Genomic DNA, 15,972 nt, shown 5'->3' with positions numbered 1-15,972 from the left:
ATTTTCGTGCGTTGCGTCGTTATGATTGAGCGCATGTCACAGATTCCCGAGCTCGCCGTGAGCAACACTCCACTGCAGGGTTACCACCGCGAAGCGGCCACCCACGCCCCCTCCGCCGGGCGCGAGTGGTGGCGCCGTTCGGTGATCTACCAGGTCTACCCGCGCTCCTTCCGTGACACCACCGGCACCGGCATCGGCGACCTGCCGGGCATCACCCGCGAACTGCACCGCATCGCGGACCTCGGCGTCGACGCGGTCTGGCTCTCCCCGTTCTTCGCGTCCCCGCAGAAGGACGCCGGCTACGACGTCTCCGACTACCGCGCCGTCGACCCGCTCTTCGGCACCCTCGCCGACTTCGACGACCTCATCACCGAGGCGGACCGCCTGGACGTGAAGATCCTCGTCGACATCGTGCCCAACCACTGCTCCAGCGAGCACGCACTCTTCAAGGCCGCCCTCGCCGCGGCCCCGGGCTCGGCGGAACGCGCGATGTTCATCTTCCGCGACGGGCGCGGCGCCCACGGGGAGCTGCCGCCGAACAACTGGCAGTCCCACTTCGGCGGCTCTGCCTGGACCCGCGTCACCGAGGCCGACGGCGCCCCGGGCCAGTACTACCTGCACCTCTTCGATTCCAGCCAGCCCGACTTCAACTGGGACAACCCCGCTGTCGGCGACGAGTTCGAATCCATCCTGCGTTTCTGGCTTGACCGCGGCGCCGGGGGCTTCCGCGTCGACGTGGCCCACGCACTGATCAAGGACAATTCCCTGCCCGACTGGGGCGGCACCGCCGACGGCGCACCGACCCCCGGGTTCCCGTTCGAGGACGCGCCGATGTTCGGGCGCCCCGGGGTGCATGACGTCTACCGCCGCTGGCGCCGGGTCTGCGAGGAGTACGAGGGCGAGCGCGTGCTCTGCGCCGAGGCCAACGTTCACCCGATCGAGGCCATGGCCGACTGGGTGCGCCCGGACGAGATGCACCAGTCCTTCAACTTCCCCTTCCTGCACACCGGCTGGGACGCCGCAGCACTGAAGGCCATCATCACCCGCTCCCTGCAGGCCTTCGACGCGGTGCAGGCCCCCAGCACCTGGGTGCTTTCCAACCACGACGTCCCGCGCCACGCCACCCGGCTGGGAGCCCCCTCCCCCGCCGCGCGCCCCGGGGACGGGCTGGGCCCCGAGGACGCGCAACCGGACCTCGAGCTCGGCCTGCTGCGCGCCAAGGCCGCCACGCTGATGATGCTGGGCCTGCCCGGCGGCGCCTACCTCTACCAGGGCGAGGAGCTGGGCCTCGGCGACCACACCACGCTGCCGCACGCGCTGCGCCAGGACCCCAGCTACGCGCGCACCCACGGCGAGCGCCTGGGCCGCGACGGTTGCCGGGTGCCGCTGCCATGGAGCATGGGCGGGGAATCACTGGGCTTCAACGACGCCGGCGCGGGCTGGCTCCCGCAGCCCGAAGGCTGGTCCGCGCTCTCCCGCCAGGCGCAGGAGGCCGATCCTGCCTCGACCCTCGCCTTCTACCGGCGGACCCTGGCCCTGCGCCGGAGCCACGAACTGGGCCTGGGCAATCTAAACTGGCTAGTGAACACGGAACACCCGGAATTGCTGGGCTTCGAGAACTCCGGGGTCCTGGTCCTGGCCAACCTGGGCGTGACCCCCGTGCCGCTTCCGGCAGGGGAAATCCTGGTGGCAAGCGACGCGCACGCCGTGGTGGCCGGCGACGGAGCGGGAACCCCGCTCCTGGCCCCGAACTCGGCGGTGTGGCTCAAGGCCGCCGGGAGAGCATGACCCCCGGCCCCGTGAAACACCGGGGCACCCTTCCCGGGCTTGCCCGCCGCACGAAAGGAAAGAGCACAGGCGCATGGCCAGCATCAAGGACGTAGCCCACCGCGCGGGCGTCTCCGTCGCCACGGTTTCCCGCGCGCTCTCCGGCAACGGGAAGGTCTCCGAGGCCTCCCGGCAGGCGGTGCAGCGCGCGGCCAAGGAGCTTGACTACGTGCTCTCCTACAACGCCTCCTCGCTGGCTTCCGGGCGCAGCCGCAACGTCGGGATCGTGATGCCGACTGTGTCGCGCTGGTACTACGCCCACGTGCTGCAGGGTGCCACCCAGGAACTCAACGAGCGCGGCTACGACCTCACGCTCTACAACACCAGCGGACAGCAGCGGCACCGGGATGCGGTCTTCCAGGACCTGCTGATGCGCCAGCGTCTCGACGCGGTCATCACCGTCACGCTCAAACTCACCGACCCGGAGCTGCACCAGCTGCGCCAGGTGAAGAAGCCGTTGGTGGCGCTCGGCGGCCTGCTTCCCCAGGTCGACACCATCCGGGTCGACGACTTCAACATCGCCGCGCTGGCCACCGAGCACCTTGTCTCGCTGGGGCACCGGGACATCGGCTTCCTGGGCGGCACCGACGAGTTCAACATCGACTTCCGGCTGCCCTCGGCGCGCCTCGACGGGTTCGAGTACGCGCTGGACCAGGCGGACATCCAGGTCAACCAGCAGTGGCTGCTGAACGCGGACTTCACCACGGCCGGGGCCTACCAGAAGGTCCGCAGCATGCTCTCCAACCCGCGCGGGCGGCCCACCGCGCTGCTCTGCGCCTCCGACGAGATGGCCTTCGGCGCCATCATGGCGGCCCGGGACCTGGGGCTGGAGGTGCCCGGGGACTTCTCCGTGGTCGGCATCGACGGGCACGAGCTCGGGGAGCTCTACGGGCTGACCACCATCGCCCAGCACCCGCATGCCCAGGGTGAGGCCGCGGTGCGGCGCATCATGGAACTGCTCGGCGAGGAGGAACCCGACGCCGCGGCGCCTGAGTTCTTCCCCACCGAATTCGTGCTGCGTTCCTCCACAGCACCTCCGGCACACCGGCACGCCTCGCAGGGTCCGTCGACCTAAGTGCGGCTTCAGAAATCGGAGTGAAATCGTGCACCAAGGCCGATTGCCGGATTCCAGGGCCGAAGGCAGGGTCTCGCGGTAGCCAATAAGGCCAAATGGCTTGACGCCGGGGCAAGTGAGCAGTTCGGGCAGATGCTCGGGGCCTGCTTCCTCTCGTGCCTCATACGCCGGCCAGCAGGTCGGGTCGATGCCGAATTGAGCGCCAATCCATTGCAACAGCGCAGCAAAGACTAAGCGGTTCGCTTCGCTGCGTTTCTGGCGGATGGCTACCAGATCGAATTCGCTGTATGTGCCCTGTCGAATAACCTCATCCTCGGCATCTGGCAGCGCGAGCGGACTTTCGTGCTCGGCGGCAAACAGGATCCAACGACGGGGCATCGGTGCTTCTCCCGATAAAGCGGGAAAGGAGGAACAGGGGTGGTGGGGGACCTGGTGTCATCGTCCGACGATGGACATCCACACGTCAGATGCTACTAGTACCGGGCTTCTTCCTCTGGCTGCGTTCGACGGCCCGGTAAATGGTGGATCGGCTGATGGAGAAGATTTCGGCCATTTCGGCCATTTCGGCCATGGTGTATTCTCCGGCTTCGTGCAGTTCGAGGAGGGGGGCTTCCTGCTTCACGCTGAGCTTCGGCTGTTTTCCTCGGAGCCGGCCGTTGGCCTTGGCAACCTTCATTCCTTCGCGGGTGCGCATGCTGATGAGGTCGGCTTCGAACTCGGCGATCATCGCCAGGACGTTGAACAGCAGTTTGCCCATGGGGTCGGTGGGGTCGTGGATGGAACCACCGATGTTGAGTTTGATTTCGCGACTGGCGAGGTCGTCCGCTATTTCGTGAGCATCACGAACGGAACGGGCCAGGCGGTCGAGCTTGGTGACAACGAATGTGTCTCCGGCCCTGCACGCGGCGAGGGCTTCGCGGAGTCCGGCGCGATTCTTGTTCCTGCCGGTAAAGCCATGATCAACATAGATGCGTTCCGGCTCAACGCCAAGGGCCGCCAGGGCATCACGCTGGGCGGTGAGGTCTTGCTCTTCCGTGGACACGTGTGCACAGCCTTCCAAGATTCCCGGACATGTAGATGGGTGTTGCACATAGGGACCGCGCGTTCACCGGTCAGTTCACCGAACACCCTATACGGGACTGTCGACGGCCATCGCTCGCAACGATGCATGTCAGAGGCTAGCGTGTCCGGTGGAGGGACGCTCCTGCGGGCAACTCTGTTGTGGCGTGAAATAGCGGACCAGCAAGAGGAAGCCTTCGCCGCGGTGGAGCCGAGCAAATCCCACACACGATTGAAGGACCAGTGGAAGCATCTTCAGAACGTACGGGGACGCGCCATCACCGACCATGTCTTGGGTCCCTACGACGAATCCATGGCCGACAGGCCAATGACCGATCAGGTCTGGGACCCTAATGAAGTTGAGGTCGACTGGCCAGACGATTGGGATTTCCCCTCAAGGACCGATCAAGCGGAACCTGCGTCAAGTACTGCAGATCACCATGATCTGTCACGATAAACAGGTAGGGAGGGCCACCGAAACCAGTGTCCTCCCTACCTTTTAATGCGAATCTATTTCAAGGATTTCTTGAACCCGTAGTCAAAATCTCCGTAGGTGATCGTGGCAGACAGTTCCTGCTTTGCCCCTTGTTGAGGACATTGGACCTCATAGAGAACTGGCGCCGGGTCGAGGACCTTCGAAGTGCAATCGATTGGGGCAGTCTTGGCGCCAACCTCACTGATGCCAAAACGGGTATTCTCCGGTGCATGGACCTTAAGAACCACGGATTTTGTCGCACCAGAGCTCACAGCTTTTTGACTGATAATCGTGATGGAGTCCGGGCTAAATGTAGGAGTTTCGGTGGCTGTTTCCCCGGTTGGGCTCGACGATGAGTCCGTCGTAGGGCTCTGCGCAGGGGCCGTGGTTTGTGACGGAGTAGCCGGCGGTGTCGGAGATCCGGCTGCAGAATGCTCCACGCCGTTGTCCGTAGCCGTGCATCCAGTGAGCAAAGCCGCGGCAACTATGGCAAAAGTCAAGGACCTTTTGTGGCGATGAAGAGGCAACTTCACGCTCATGGAATCAGCTTCCACTCGTCATCGCGTGAGGCAAGAGGGAGATTCACCAGCTGGTTAGTGTAAACAACCTTGTAGCTGCAGGGGCTAACCAAGGTTTCCTTCTTGACTGTGAATGATCGAGAGGCCTGGAACAGTCGCATCGCGCGCCGTTGGCCCTTAGGGACGGTCAGCGAATAGCTGAATCCATCGGACCAAGACCGTGAATTCGTGACGCTCTTTGAAAATGAAGCGTTGGCCTTTGTGACGATCAGTGGGATGTCGGCGGACGCGGTGGTGGTGGTGCCAGCGGAAACGGTTGCCGAAATATTCTTGTTATATGTGAGCGTTCCGGGACCCGTGATGTATGCGCTTTTCACGTTGGTAGGGCGGCTGTCCACTTTGCTTGTCCCAAGGGTGAAGATCGGGGTGGGTCCGGTGCAGACCCTCGGTTGGATCGTGACATCCTCGCCGCGCTCAATTGCTACAGGCTGACTGTCTGCATGAGCTACCGGAGCCATCGAGATAAGAGCGAATGAAAGCGCTGGAATCAACAGCATTGTGCGCTTACGGGGTTTTGCGAGCATATCTACTCCTGAAAGTCGGTGGAGTTTGTCAGCCTAGGTGATAAAAAGCACATGTTTCAAAGTTTTCGCAGATTGGTTCTAATTGTTACTCCAAGTCAAAAAGCATATTTGTTGCCCTTCACGGCATGAAACATCCCCCATACAGCAGGATTCAACAGCCTGACCTATGACTCAGTTGAACCAAACTATCCAAATGATGGATGCTTCTATGACGTTCCCGTGTGAAACGGTGTCGGGGACTTCCATTGGCAAGCTGCAGTCCAGTGGCGGTCAAACTCAACTCGCCTCCAACGTACGATCCTTTATTCGTATTCGGCGGCGACCCCTCAGCGCCCCGAACGACGGATCGGCCCCCTTGGGGGCTTCCCTGCGGGGAGCCTATCGGGGCCGCAGGCAGCCGACACCGCTAACGTGCCACGGGGTCGGTGATGACCTCGTAGGGGCCGGAGGCGACTTGCTCGTCGAACTTCGAGTCGACGAACAGCGTCTGGCCGCGCAGCTGCGCCATCGTCGTCAGCACCCGCTGCGGGTCGGTGGCCTGCTGCTTCACCACGCGGGCCCGGCTGCCGTCGGCATCCAGCTTCAGGGTGGTCAGCTGCTTGGTGAAGTTCTGGACCACGCCCAGGGTACTGCCGCGCAGCAGCAGTCCGTCAGCGTTGGGCAGGAGCGCGCCGCCGGTGTCCACGCGGCTGGCCTCGCGGGTCCTGGCATCGAAGCGCCACAGCACACCGGTGTTGCCCTGGGCGACCACGAGCCCCGAGCGGTCGGGGCTCAGCTCGATGCCGCCGAGGTTGAACCCGGGCAGCCGCTCGATGGTCCCGGTGGCGTCGGCCCAGAGGGCTGCCTTGTACGTGCCGCCGGACTTTGCCACGCGGAAGAGCTGCGCGTCATTCGAGTTGGTGAAGTAGGCGGCGCCGTCCGCGCCGATGACGACGTCGTTGAGGAACACGTCGGTGCCCGGGGCACGCAGGGCCGCCTGCAGCTCCCCCCGGGCGTTGTAGACCCAGAGGTCCGGCCGGTCGTTGCCGATGCCGTTGGGGCCGCCGGCGATGTAGATGTTTCCCGCGCGGTCAACGGTGATGCCGCGGGCGGTGTAGCGCCCGTCGGTGCCGTTGCCGCCCAGCCATTCGGCCATCCGCGGCGTGCCCGAAACCCCGCGGTGGATCTCCCCGCCCGTGGCCTCGCTGACGTAGAAGGTGCCGCGGCGGGTGTCCGCGCCGATGCCCTCGAACTTCGAGCCGCCCTCGTCGCCGGACATCGTGTAGGTCTGCGCCCGCCGCTGGTCCGGCGAGTCGGCTGCCGGTGCCGCGGCAGGCGCCGCGTTCGCCGGGGCGGCCAGCGCGGCGGAGCCGATCCCGCCGGCCAGGACCGCGGAGGCGGCGATCGTTGAGGCAAGCAGCGTGGAGGCCAGCAGCCTGGTGGTTTTCTTCGTCATGTGCACTCCCGGTGTACGTGGTGGTGGTTTTTCGTCGTCCACCCACAAGTTTTCCCGCGGGCACCCGGGCGCGGCATCCGGCAGGAGGGCAGCAGGCACTGGCCGATCGGATGATGCCGGCGCCGGCGTCCCCGCCGTAGGCTGGAGGGAATCATGAGTACACACGCAGAACACGGCATGCGCGGCATCCTGGCCCCCGCCACGCTCCTGGCGCCCTGGCTGCACCTGGTGTTGTTCGCGCTCGTGGCCACCAGCACCTGGCGCTACCTGGAACGGCACGGCCTGGAAGACAACGCCGTCCCGATCATGTTCGGGGCCGCGACCCTCATGGTGCTCTACGCCGTGCGGCCGCTGGCGCGCGAGCGCATGGGCTGGCTCGTGGCGTGGACGGCTTCCCTGGTGCTGCTCTGGGGCGCGCTGACCCTTGCCGCGCCGTCCTTCGCCTGGTGCGCGGTGCCCGTGGCCTTCTCGGTGCTCAGCGTGCTTCCCGAACCCTGGGCCATGGCGACGCTCGCGGCGATGATGCTCGCCATCGCCCTGTCGTGGGCGCGCATCGGCGCCGACTTCGACCCGACGCTCGTGGTGGGACCGCTGGGGATCGCGGTGGTCACGGTCATGTCCGTGCGCGCGCTCGCCCGGCAGTCGCGCGAGCGGGAAGTGCTGCTGCAGGAGCTCACCGCTGCCCAGGAGGGGCTGGTCCGCGCCGAACGCCGCGCCGGGGCGCTCACCGAGCGGGCCCGGCTCTCCCGCGACATCCACGACTCGGTGGGCCAGGACCTCTCCAGCATCAACCTGCTGCTCCAGGCCGCCGGGCAGTCGTGGGATACCCGGCCCGCGGAGGCCCGCGAAAACGTGTCAATGGCAGCGGCCTCGGCCCGCGAGGGCCTGGATTCGATCCGCCGCCTGGTGCGCGACTTCGCCGGCCCGCCCGCCGGGGACGAAGCGGAACCTGGCCCGGGTCCCGTGCGGGTTGCGGGCCAGCAATCGCTCGACGAACGCCTGCGCCACGCGATCACCGCCACGGTCCCGGGCATGCCCGTCGAATTCCACTCCTTCGGGAGCGCCCCGGAGCTGCCCGCGGAGATCGCCGAGGCCCTGGTCTTCACCACACGCGGTGCCCTGGCGAACGTGCGCGAGCACGCACGGGCCACCCGGGTGGCGGTGACGCTCACCTGCAACGACGATGAGGTCCTGCTGGACATCCGCGACGACGGGATCGGCTGCGACCCCGGCGCCGCGGCCACCGCCACGCTGCGCGGGCACGGGCTGCGGGGCATCCGCGAACGCGCCCTGGCGCTGGGCGGCACCTTCGAACTGGATTCGACGCCCGGCGAGGGCACCACCGTTTCGGTCCGCTTTACCCTGGAGGATTCATGATCAGGCTGCTGCTTGTCGACGACCACCCCGTGGTCCGCGCCGGATTGCGTGCACTCATCGCGGCGCAGGAGGACCTCGAGGTGGTGGCCGAGGCAGGCACGCTCGATGACGCGGTGGCCGCCGCCCGGCAGTTCGCGCCGGACGTCACCCTGATGGACCTGCACCTGGGCGCGGAATCCCCCGGCGGCATCGCGATCACCACGGCCCTGCGCGGGCTCGAACACCCGCCCGAGGTGCTGGTGCTCACCACCTACGACACGGAGGCGGACATCGTGCGCGCGCTGCAGGCCGGGGCGCGCGGCTACCTGCTCAAGGACGCCCCGCCGCCGGAGCTCTTTGCCGGCATCCGCGCCACGGCGCGCGGGGAAACCGTGCTGGCCCCCTCCGTGGCCGCCGCCCTGGTCCGGCGCACCTCCGGCCAGGGGGCCGGAATCACCGGGCGCGAGGTCCAGGTGCTTGACCTGCTGGCCCGGGGGTTGGGGAACAAGGAGATCGCCCGGGAGCTCTTCGTCTCCGAGGGCACCGTGAAGTCCCACCTGGCCCACGTGTACACGAAGCTCGGCGTGGACACCCGCGCCGGGGCCGTGGCCGCGGCCATCGAACGGCGCATCATCCGCACCTGAGGTCCCGGGGTGTGCCCGGCCGGGCCCGCAGCTACCGCCCGCGGGCCCTGCCCTCGCGCGCCAGCAGCCAGATCAGGTAGACGCCGCCGATGCTCACCGTCACCACGCCCACGGGCAGCTGCACCGGGGCGAAGAGCCGCTGCGCCACCAGGTCGCTGAGCACCAGCAGCAGCGCGCCCATGCAGGCCGCCGGAGCCAGCCGCATGCCCGCCCCCTTGACCAGCCGCTTGGCCAGCTGCGGCGCCACCAGGGCGACGAAGGCGATGGGCCCCGCGATCGCGGTGGTGGCCGCCGTCAGCAGCACCGCCAGCACGATCATGCCCAGCCGGGTCCGCTCCACCGGAACGCCCAGGGCAGTTGCCGCGTCGTCGCCCATCTCCAGCATGTGCAGCCGGTTCCCGCCGGCCAGGGTCAGCGCCAGCACCGGGAGGATCACGAGCGTCGCAGGCAGGATGGTGGACCAGCCGACCCCGTTGAGGCTGCCGGCACCCCAGACCGCAGCGGCCATGGCCACCTCGATCTCGGCGCGCAGCACCAGCCACTGGTTCGCCGCGGCGAGCATGGCGGAGATGCCGATGCCCACCAGGATCAGCCGGAACCCGTGCGAACCGCGCCGCCAGGCCAGCAGGTACACGGCCAGCGCCGTGAGCAGGCCCCCGGCGAGCGCTCCGATCGAGGTCGCTGCGAAGCTGCCGCCGGCCAGCATCAGGGCCAACAGCGCACCGGTGTAGGCGCCGGTGGAAAAACCTATGACGTCCGGGGAACCCAGCGGGTTGCGGGTCAGCGACTGGAACACCGCGCCGGCCACCCCCAGCGCGGCACCGAAGACCAGGGCCGCCACGGCACGCGGGGCGCGCCACTGGAAGACGATGGTGTTCTCCAGGCCCTCCCCGCCGCCGAAGAGCACCTTCAGGACCTGCCCGGGGCCCAACGGGTAGTCGCCGCTGCCGATCACCAGCAGGGCCACCAGCACGGCGAGTCCCGCCAGCACCAGGCAGAGCAGGGCCTCGCGCCCGCCGCGCCGGGGGCGCCGCGGGGCGCGACCTGAAGCGTCGGTTGCGGGTGCGTCCGGCTCCCGGGTGCCAGGCGCTGTTCCCGGTTCGACGCTCATACGGCCACCGGCTTCCGGCGACGGGCCAGCATGACCAGCACGGGGGCGCCGACGAACGCGCAGACCACCCCGGCCTCGAGCTCCCCGGGGATGGCCACCCGGCCCAGCACGTCGGCCAGCAGCAAGATGATCGGGGCCAGCACCGCGGTGAAAGCCAGCATCCAGCGGGCGTCGGGCCCGGAGAACCGCCGGGCCAGGTGCGGTGCCATGAGGCCCAGGAAGCTGATGGCGCCGACGGCCGCGGTGGCGGCCCCCGCCAGCACCGTAACGGCCAGCAGGATCAGCACGCGCGCCCTGCCCACCTTGTAGCCCAGGGCCAGGGCGGTGTCGTCCCCGAGCGCCAGGGCGTTGAGCGAGCGTCCGGTGAAGGCGGCCAGCACCACGCCCACCAGCACGGCGAGCGCCAGGGGTGCCAGCACGTCCGTGGAGCGTCCCTCGAGCGAGCCGACGGTCCAGGCCCGCAATTGGTCGAACGCAGCCGGGTGGACAAGTGCCAGGGCCGTGCCGATCCCGGAGAGCACGGCGCCCAGCGCCACGCCGGCCAGCACCAGCCGCACGGGGTCGCTGGAGCGCGCCCCGGCCATGCCCACCAGGTACACGGCGCCCGTCGCCAGCACCGCCCCGCCGAAGGCGAACCACACGTAGCCGCCGAAGCCGTTGACGCCGAAGGTTCCCACGGCGACCACTATCGCCAGCGAGGCACCGGCGTTGACGCCCAGGATGCCGGGCTCCGCCAGCGCGTTGCGGGTCATCGACTGGACCAGCGCCCCGGCGATTCCCAGTGCGCTTCCGGCCAGCACGCCCAGGATCGCGCGCGGCACGCGGGATTCGCGGATGATCGCGTGGTCGGCGGAATCGTCGGGGCGCAGCAGCGCATCGAGCACCGTCTGCAGGTCGATGTGCTTGGAACCCACGGCCAGGGAGGCCAGCGCCAGCAGCACCAGCACCGCCACGAACACCCCCAACAGGGACGCACGCCGAAGGTGGGCGCGCGCTCCCTCGTGCGGCGGCGCGCCGGTCGCCGTTTCCCGCGCGGAAGCGCCTTGTGCGCCTGCCATGCCGGGGCTGTCTTGGGTGTTTTTGGGGTTCGCCGCAGCGGAGGTGGGGCCTGCCACGAATCATCCTCCTTAGCTTCGAACCGTTCCACACTACCGCGCCGCCCCGGTGCGGTGTCACGGCCGCCGCCACCCGCTTAGGCCACGGCAAGAGTAATAGGATACATTTACGTGGTGAAATTGACTTCTTCCCTACGCCAGACCCGCTTCGGTGCGGTCAAGGCCACCGCCGCCCTGCTCCTGATCGCCCTCACCGCCGGATGCGGCGCCAACGGCTCCGCCGACACGGCCGCCGGCAACAAGGACGTCGCGGTGGGCGGCGAACGATTCTCCACCGCCGACGAGGAAACCGCAAAGTTCGGCGCCAACGTCGCCCCGGGCGTCTTCCCGCGCACGCTCACCCACGCCAACGGACAGACCGAGATCGCCAAGAAGCCCGAGCGCGTCGTAGTCCTGGACACCGGCGAGCTCGACGCCGTGCTGTCCCTGGGCATCACCCCCGTCGGCATCCCCTCCACCGAGGGCGCAAACTCGATCCCCAGCTACCTGGCCGAGTCCGTCAAGGACGCCAAGACCGTGGGCACCATCCAGGAACTGAACGTCGAGGCCATCGCGGCCCTGAAGCCGGACCTGATCATCGGCTCCCAGCTGCGCGCGGACAAGCTCTACCCGCAGCTCTCGCAGATCGCTCCGACCGTCTTCTCGATCCGCCCGGGCTTCCCGTGGAAGGAAAACTTCCGCCTGGCCGCCTCGGCGCTCGGCGAGGAAACCAAGGCCGTCGACGTGCTCAACGCCTACCAGGACAAGGCCACAGCACTGGGCAAGGACGTCCCGGGCGACCCGAAGATCTCGCTGCTGCGCTTCCTTCCGGAGAAGATCCGCCTCTACGGCAACGCCTCGCTGATCGGCGTCATCCTCAAGGACGCCGGCCTCTCGCGCCCGGCGAACCAGGACATCGAGGACCTGGCCGTCGAGATCTCCCCGGAGAACCTTGCCGAGGCCGACTCGGACTGGATCTTCTACACCTCCTACGGCACCCCCGAGGCGACCGGCGAGAAGACCGCGCTCGAGGGCCCGATCTGGAACAAGCTGGAGGCCGTCAAGGCCGGCAACGTGCAGCGTGTGAACGACGACGTCTGGTTCCTGGGCCTCGGCCCGACCGGCGCCTCGCTCGTCCTGGACGACCTGCGCACCTACCTGGTGAAGTAGCCACTTCGCCGCAACAAACCTTGCTGCAGCTGTGGGACCCGGCCTTGCCGGGTCCCACAGTCGTTTAACCACCCAGACAGGCCGATGGACAACGCTGGGGACGGCCTGGCGCATGCGGCCTCGCCACGCCGTGCATGGCCCCTGCAGGATCGTTCCACCGGTAGGATCCCCACCATGACCCCACAGAAAACGCCGTCGCCCCCGTGGCTGGAGGAATTTCGGCTCGAACTCATGGCCGGGTTGAAGTCGCAGCTGTTCACCGACCCCGTGGAGATCTTCGTGGTGTCGCGGGCGCCCCGGATCATCGCCCTGGTGGTTGAATCCAACGGCTTTCCGCCCGAGGGCACCATCCGCGACATCGACAACGCCATTGCCGCATCGTCGAACGCAACCGTTGAAACCGTGGCACTGGACATCGCGGTCTGCGACATTGCGGAACCCGGTCCGCCCGGGATCCGGTTGGATGCTCCCGAGCTCCGGGAGATCACCACACGATGGCCCGGCATCGGGTGGCGCGGCGACGTGGACCTGTTCGGCGACTGACCCTCGGGGCCCCGGGTGGCTCCCGGCCGAAACGGGCAGTTAAATGGGACGAGCCCCGCAAGAAACCGAAGTCTCTTGCGGGGCTCACATTGGTCGGGATAACAGGATTTGAACCTGCGACCTCGTCGTCCCGAACGACGCGCGCTACCAAGCTGCGCCATATCCCGGTGTTTTACCAACGAGAAAATAGTTTACCCACTTTTCCCGCGAACACCTAATCGAGGTCCATTCGCGGTTTCAGACGATGGCCTTGCCCGGGTTCAGGATGCCCTGCGGGTCGAAAACATCCTTGATTTTCCGCTGCAATTCCACGATTTCGGGCGACTGTTCCCAGCCCAGCCACTCGCGCTTCACGGTTCCGACGCCATGCTCGCCCGTGATGGTCCCACCGACGGCCAGGGCCTCGCGGACCGATTCCTCCAGGGCGGCCTCCAAGCGGCCGACGCCGGCGGGCCCGTCCTCGGGGTCCACCCAGAAGGTCGGGTGCAGGTTGCCGTCGCCGGCGTGGGCCACGATGCGCACCATCACCCTGTGGCGCGAGGCGATCTGGCTGAGCGTGCGCATGAACTCGACCATGGCCGATCGCGGCACCGCAACGTCCTCCCCCACCCGGTACTGGTCATCCTGCCCGTCGCCGCGGCTGGCACGCCGCATCTCGATGAGCTTGACGGCCTGCTCGTCGCCCTCTGCACTCACCTGGGCGCCCAGGTTCTCCAGCGCGGAGCGGACGACTGCCGCTTCGATCTCTGCCCCGTGGCCGTCGGTGCGCACCAACAGCAGCGCCCCGCCGCGCGCGCTCAGGTCCGACCCGTACATCGCATCCAGGACGCGCAGCGTCCCGTTGTCCAGCAGCTCCAGGATGGCCGGCTGCACGCGCACCCTGGCGATCGCCACCACGCCCGCGGCCGCCTGGGCCACGTCGGTGAACACCGCGGCGATCGAGCAGGACTTCTCACTGAGGTAGCGCAGGCGAACCGTCACGGAAACCACGATGCCCAGCGTCCCCTCGGAACCCACCAGCAGCGAGGTCAGGTCGTATCCGGCCACCCCCTTGAAGGTGTTGCGCCCGGTGGAGACCAGCGTCCCGTCGGCAAGCACCACCTCCAGCCCCAGGACGGAGTCGGTGGTGACGCCGTACTTGGCGCAGCGCAGCCCTCCGGCATTCGTCGCGACGTTCCCGCCGATCGTCGACTGCTGGTAGCTGGCCGGGTCCGGCGCATACATCAGCCCGTGCTTGGCCACGGCGTTGTTGAGATCCGCATTCACGACGCCGGGCTCCACGACGGCGACCTCGTCGTCCGCCCGGATCTCCAGGATCCGGTTCATGCGTTCGAGGGAGAGCACGATGCACCGTGAGATGGTGTTGGCGCCCCCTGAGACGCCCGTACCGGCCCCGCGGGGCACCACACCGACTCCGGCCGCGGAAGCCAGGCGCAGGGCCGCCTGGACGTCTTCCACGCGCTCGGCGAAGACCACGGCCAGCGGCAGTTGGTAATCGGCAGTGAGCTTGCCGAAATCGTGGCTGTTTGCCACAAGGATCTCGGGGTCCGTGGACACGGACCCCGAACCCACTTCGCGGATCAGGTCGTCAATCAAAGTTTCATCGGTGCGTGCCAGGCCCATGTCAGCCCCTCGTTAGTCGTCGGTGGATCTCGTTCTTACCGAACGCCCGAACCTGACCGACCACGATGAGGTCAGCTGTGAGCGCCCATGAAGCGAGCATAGTACGCAATGACTTCGGGCCAGCGCGCATACCGGGCATATTGCGCCTCGCCTGCGCTCCCCCGTGCCCACCCGCCGTGCCGAACCGTGACGGCGGTGCCGGTCCCCGAATCCGCAAATTCGAATGCGAGCTTCGTCGGCGGGGCGCTCTCCATGCCCAGGCTGAAATCCAGGACGATGCGTGTCGGCACGTCGAGGTCGACGACATCTCCCCACAGGTGTTGTTCGCCCTCCTCGGATTCTTCCAGGAGCTGCCCCTGCGAAAACGAGACGTGGCTCCCCGGACCAAAGTGGGAGTAGACGTTGACCGGCCACCAGAGGTGGATGTAGTCCGTGAATCCCTCGAACGCCTGGTCGATGGGCACCGGGACCGAAACGGTATGAATGAGTTCCGGGAGCGGCGCCGACTCTTCAAAGTCGTCACCGGATGATGCAGCGTGGGAAAAGAGTCCGTCCATGACTCAACAGTAGCCGGTGGCCCCGAGGCGGGCACAGGGACCAAACGGGCGTTAAACATCGAAACCCCCAAGTCTGTGGCTTGGGGGTTTCGGGACAATTATGTCCGGCGGTGTCCTACTCTCCCACACCCTCCCGAGTGCAGTACCATCGGCGCTGTGGGTCTTAGCTTCCGGGTTCGGTATGGGACCGGGCGTTTCCCCCACGCTATGACCGCCGTAACTCTATTACCAAACATTCCTTGTTCAGGCTGCCGGTAGCTTTGGTGAGTCACAACTAATGCTGTGGTTCTTCGTATAAAACTATAGCCCATATTTCGAGGCGGGTCGAATCGGGGCAGCCATTCACGCCGTGATTCCCGACACTGGCACTGACCCCGATTCAGAGCGCCTTCGCCATGCGGATGGACGTCGGTTCGTAGCCCAGCGACTCATAGAGGGCCCTCGCCGAAGTGTTGTACCCGAAGACGTTCAGGCCGAGCTCACTCGCGCCACACGCCTTCGCGGTCCGCTCCGCCAGGAGCATCGTTTCTCGACCGTACCCATTGCGTTGGTGCGGCTTGTATATTTCGATGTCCCACACCCACCACTTGTCCGGGCTGGAATCCATCTGCGGCCCTATCCAAAGGTATCCGACGCTGTCGTCTTCAGTCTCGTGGTGCGCCTGGAACACCAGATGACCGTCAATGGGCAGGCCATCGGGGAAGAACCTTGCGAAGCTGGCATCGGCATTGGATTGGGCTTCTTCCCTGGATTCGCCGGCCAGCCTGCGGCTTTCGACGTACTCCGCCTTGATCGCATCCAACCACGCCGGCATCTCGGAAACGGGCATTGGTGTGAGTTCTATTGCCATGGCTACAGAATGCCAGCAAAGGGGCAGCCGGGCGAATCTGCCCCCGGTGTT

At 67.0% G+C, this 15,972-nt stretch carries 14 protein-coding genes, 1 tRNA gene and 1 rRNA gene; 6 read left to right on the top strand and 10 right to left on the bottom strand.

The window, feature by feature from the left end; all coding sequences use genetic code 11:
* Positions 1–33: 33 nt before the first annotated feature.
* On the top strand, positions 34–1,788 hold the full coding sequence (locus ACSYDW_RS16425; RefSeq protein WP_438339809.1) for a glycoside hydrolase family 13 protein: 1,755 nt from the start codon (positions 34–36) through the stop codon (positions 1,786–1,788).
* Positions 1,789–1,861: 73 nt separating this feature from the next.
* Positions 1,862–2,902, top strand: a complete 1,041-nt coding sequence (locus ACSYDW_RS16420) for a LacI family DNA-binding transcriptional regulator (protein WP_438339808.1) — start codon at positions 1,862–1,864, stop codon at positions 2,900–2,902.
* Positions 2,903–3,365: 463 nt separating this feature from the next.
* Here the strand turns inward: ACSYDW_RS16420 and ACSYDW_RS16415 are convergent, their stop codons facing one another.
* From ACSYDW_RS16415 to ACSYDW_RS16405, 3 genes are all read right to left on the bottom strand, one after another.
* The gene (locus ACSYDW_RS16415) at positions 3,366–3,944 is read right to left on the bottom strand and encodes a recombinase family protein (RefSeq protein WP_438339807.1); all 579 of its coding nucleotides are present in this window, start codon (positions 3,942–3,944) and stop codon (positions 3,366–3,368) included.
* A gap of 1,027 nt (positions 3,945–4,971) precedes the next feature.
* On the bottom strand, positions 4,972–5,538 hold the full coding sequence (locus tag ACSYDW_RS16410) for a hypothetical protein (protein ID WP_438339806.1): 567 nt from the start codon (positions 5,536–5,538) through the stop codon (positions 4,972–4,974).
* Positions 5,539–5,944: 406 nt separating this feature from the next.
* A complete protein-coding gene (locus tag ACSYDW_RS16405) occupies positions 5,945–6,973 on the bottom strand; it encodes an SMP-30/gluconolactonase/LRE family protein (RefSeq protein WP_438339805.1) in 1,029 nt (342 codons plus the stop codon).
* 153 nt (positions 6,974–7,126) lie between these two features.
* On the opposite strand from ACSYDW_RS16405, the gene ACSYDW_RS16400 reads away from it, so the two are divergent.
* A complete protein-coding gene (locus ACSYDW_RS16400; protein ID WP_438339804.1) occupies positions 7,127–8,350 on the top strand; it encodes a sensor histidine kinase in 1,224 nt (407 codons plus the stop codon).
* Positions 8,347–8,973: a response regulator gene (locus ACSYDW_RS16395; protein ID WP_438339803.1), complete on the top strand. Its 627-nt coding sequence runs from the start codon at positions 8,347–8,349 to the stop codon at positions 8,971–8,973. Before ACSYDW_RS16400 ends, ACSYDW_RS16395 begins: the two co-directional genes overlap by 4 nt.
* Before the next feature lie 31 nt (positions 8,974–9,004).
* Here ACSYDW_RS16395 and ACSYDW_RS16390 read toward each other — a convergent pair whose 3' ends face one another.
* The gene (locus ACSYDW_RS16390; RefSeq protein WP_438339802.1) at positions 9,005–10,084 is read right to left on the bottom strand and encodes a FecCD family ABC transporter permease; all 1,080 of its coding nucleotides are present in this window, start codon (positions 10,082–10,084) and stop codon (positions 9,005–9,007) included.
* Positions 10,081–11,199: an iron chelate uptake ABC transporter family permease subunit gene (locus ACSYDW_RS16385; RefSeq protein ID WP_438339801.1), complete on the bottom strand. Its 1,119-nt coding sequence runs from the start codon at positions 11,197–11,199 to the stop codon at positions 10,081–10,083. Before ACSYDW_RS16385 ends, ACSYDW_RS16390 begins: the two co-directional genes overlap by 4 nt.
* Positions 11,200–11,313: 114 nt before the next feature.
* Between ACSYDW_RS16385 and ACSYDW_RS16380 the strand changes: the two genes are divergently transcribed.
* Both ACSYDW_RS16380 and ACSYDW_RS16375 read left to right on the top strand, forming a co-directional pair.
* The gene (locus tag ACSYDW_RS16380) at positions 11,314–12,348 is read left to right on the top strand and encodes an ABC transporter substrate-binding protein (protein ID WP_438339800.1); all 1,035 of its coding nucleotides are present in this window, start codon (positions 11,314–11,316) and stop codon (positions 12,346–12,348) included.
* Positions 12,349–12,522: 174 nt separating this feature from the next.
* Positions 12,523–12,891, top strand: coding sequence for a hypothetical protein (locus ACSYDW_RS16375; RefSeq protein WP_438339799.1), 369 nt, complete (start codon positions 12,523–12,525; stop codon positions 12,889–12,891).
* A 90-nt stretch (positions 12,892–12,981) separates the two neighbouring features.
* Here ACSYDW_RS16375 and ACSYDW_RS16370 read toward each other — a convergent pair.
* The 5 genes from ACSYDW_RS16370 to ACSYDW_RS16350 form a co-directional block, all read right to left on the bottom strand.
* A tRNA-Pro gene (locus tag ACSYDW_RS16370) sits at positions 12,982–13,058 on the bottom strand.
* A gap of 70 nt (positions 13,059–13,128) precedes the next feature.
* Positions 13,129–14,514: an FAD-binding oxidoreductase gene (locus ACSYDW_RS16365; RefSeq protein WP_438339798.1), complete on the bottom strand. Its 1,386-nt coding sequence runs from the start codon at positions 14,512–14,514 to the stop codon at positions 13,129–13,131.
* A gap of 71 nt (positions 14,515–14,585) precedes the next feature.
* Complete coding sequence (locus ACSYDW_RS16360; protein ID WP_438339797.1) at positions 14,586–15,071, bottom strand: SRPBCC domain-containing protein; 486 nt, start codon at positions 15,069–15,071, stop codon at positions 14,586–14,588.
* A 102-nt stretch (positions 15,072–15,173) separates the two neighbouring features.
* Positions 15,174–15,290, bottom strand: a 5S ribosomal RNA gene (rrf, locus tag ACSYDW_RS16355).
* A 160-nt stretch (positions 15,291–15,450) separates the two neighbouring features.
* Positions 15,451–15,972 (bottom strand): GNAT family N-acetyltransferase (locus ACSYDW_RS16350; RefSeq protein WP_438339796.1); only part of this gene is annotated, 522 nt, incomplete at its 5' end.

Source organism: Paeniglutamicibacter selenitireducens (assembly GCF_051550675.1).
Classification (GTDB): Bacteria; Actinomycetota; Actinomycetes; order Actinomycetales; family Micrococcaceae; genus Paeniglutamicibacter.
The sequence above is the reverse complement of the archived record's forward strand: the minus strand, read 5'-3'. Positions and strand labels throughout refer to the sequence as shown.

What these genes read in the sequence shown, in the direction of transcription:
- ACSYDW_RS16425 (WP_438339809.1), top strand. Translation starts at nt 34, where the DNA reads ATGTCACAGATTCCCGAGCTCGCCGTGAGCAACACTCCACTGCAGGGT.
- ACSYDW_RS16420 (WP_438339808.1), top strand. Translation starts at nt 1,862, where the DNA reads ATGGCCAGCATCAAGGACGTAGCCCACCGCGCGGGCGTCTCCGTCGCC.
- ACSYDW_RS16410 (WP_438339806.1), bottom strand. Translation starts at nt 5,538, where the DNA reads ATGCTCGCAAAACCCCGTAAGCGCACAATGCTGTTGATTCCAGCGCTT.
- ACSYDW_RS16405 (WP_438339805.1), bottom strand. Translation starts at nt 6,973, where the DNA reads ATGACGAAGAAAACCACCAGGCTGCTGGCCTCCACGCTGCTTGCCTCA.
- ACSYDW_RS16400 (WP_438339804.1), top strand. Translation starts at nt 7,127, where the DNA reads ATGAGTACACACGCAGAACACGGCATGCGCGGCATCCTGGCCCCCGCC.
- ACSYDW_RS16395 (WP_438339803.1), top strand. Translation starts at nt 8,347, where the DNA reads ATGATCAGGCTGCTGCTTGTCGACGACCACCCCGTGGTCCGCGCCGGA.
- ACSYDW_RS16390 (WP_438339802.1), bottom strand. Translation starts at nt 10,084, where the DNA reads ATGAGCGTCGAACCGGGAACAGCGCCTGGCACCCGGGAGCCGGACGCA.
- ACSYDW_RS16375 (WP_438339799.1), top strand. Translation starts at nt 12,523, where the DNA reads ATGACCCCACAGAAAACGCCGTCGCCCCCGTGGCTGGAGGAATTTCGG.
- ACSYDW_RS16365 (WP_438339798.1), bottom strand. Translation starts at nt 14,514, where the DNA reads ATGGGCCTGGCACGCACCGATGAAACTTTGATTGACGACCTGATCCGC.
- ACSYDW_RS16360 (WP_438339797.1), bottom strand. Translation starts at nt 15,071, where the DNA reads ATGGACGGACTCTTTTCCCACGCTGCATCATCCGGTGACGACTTTGAA.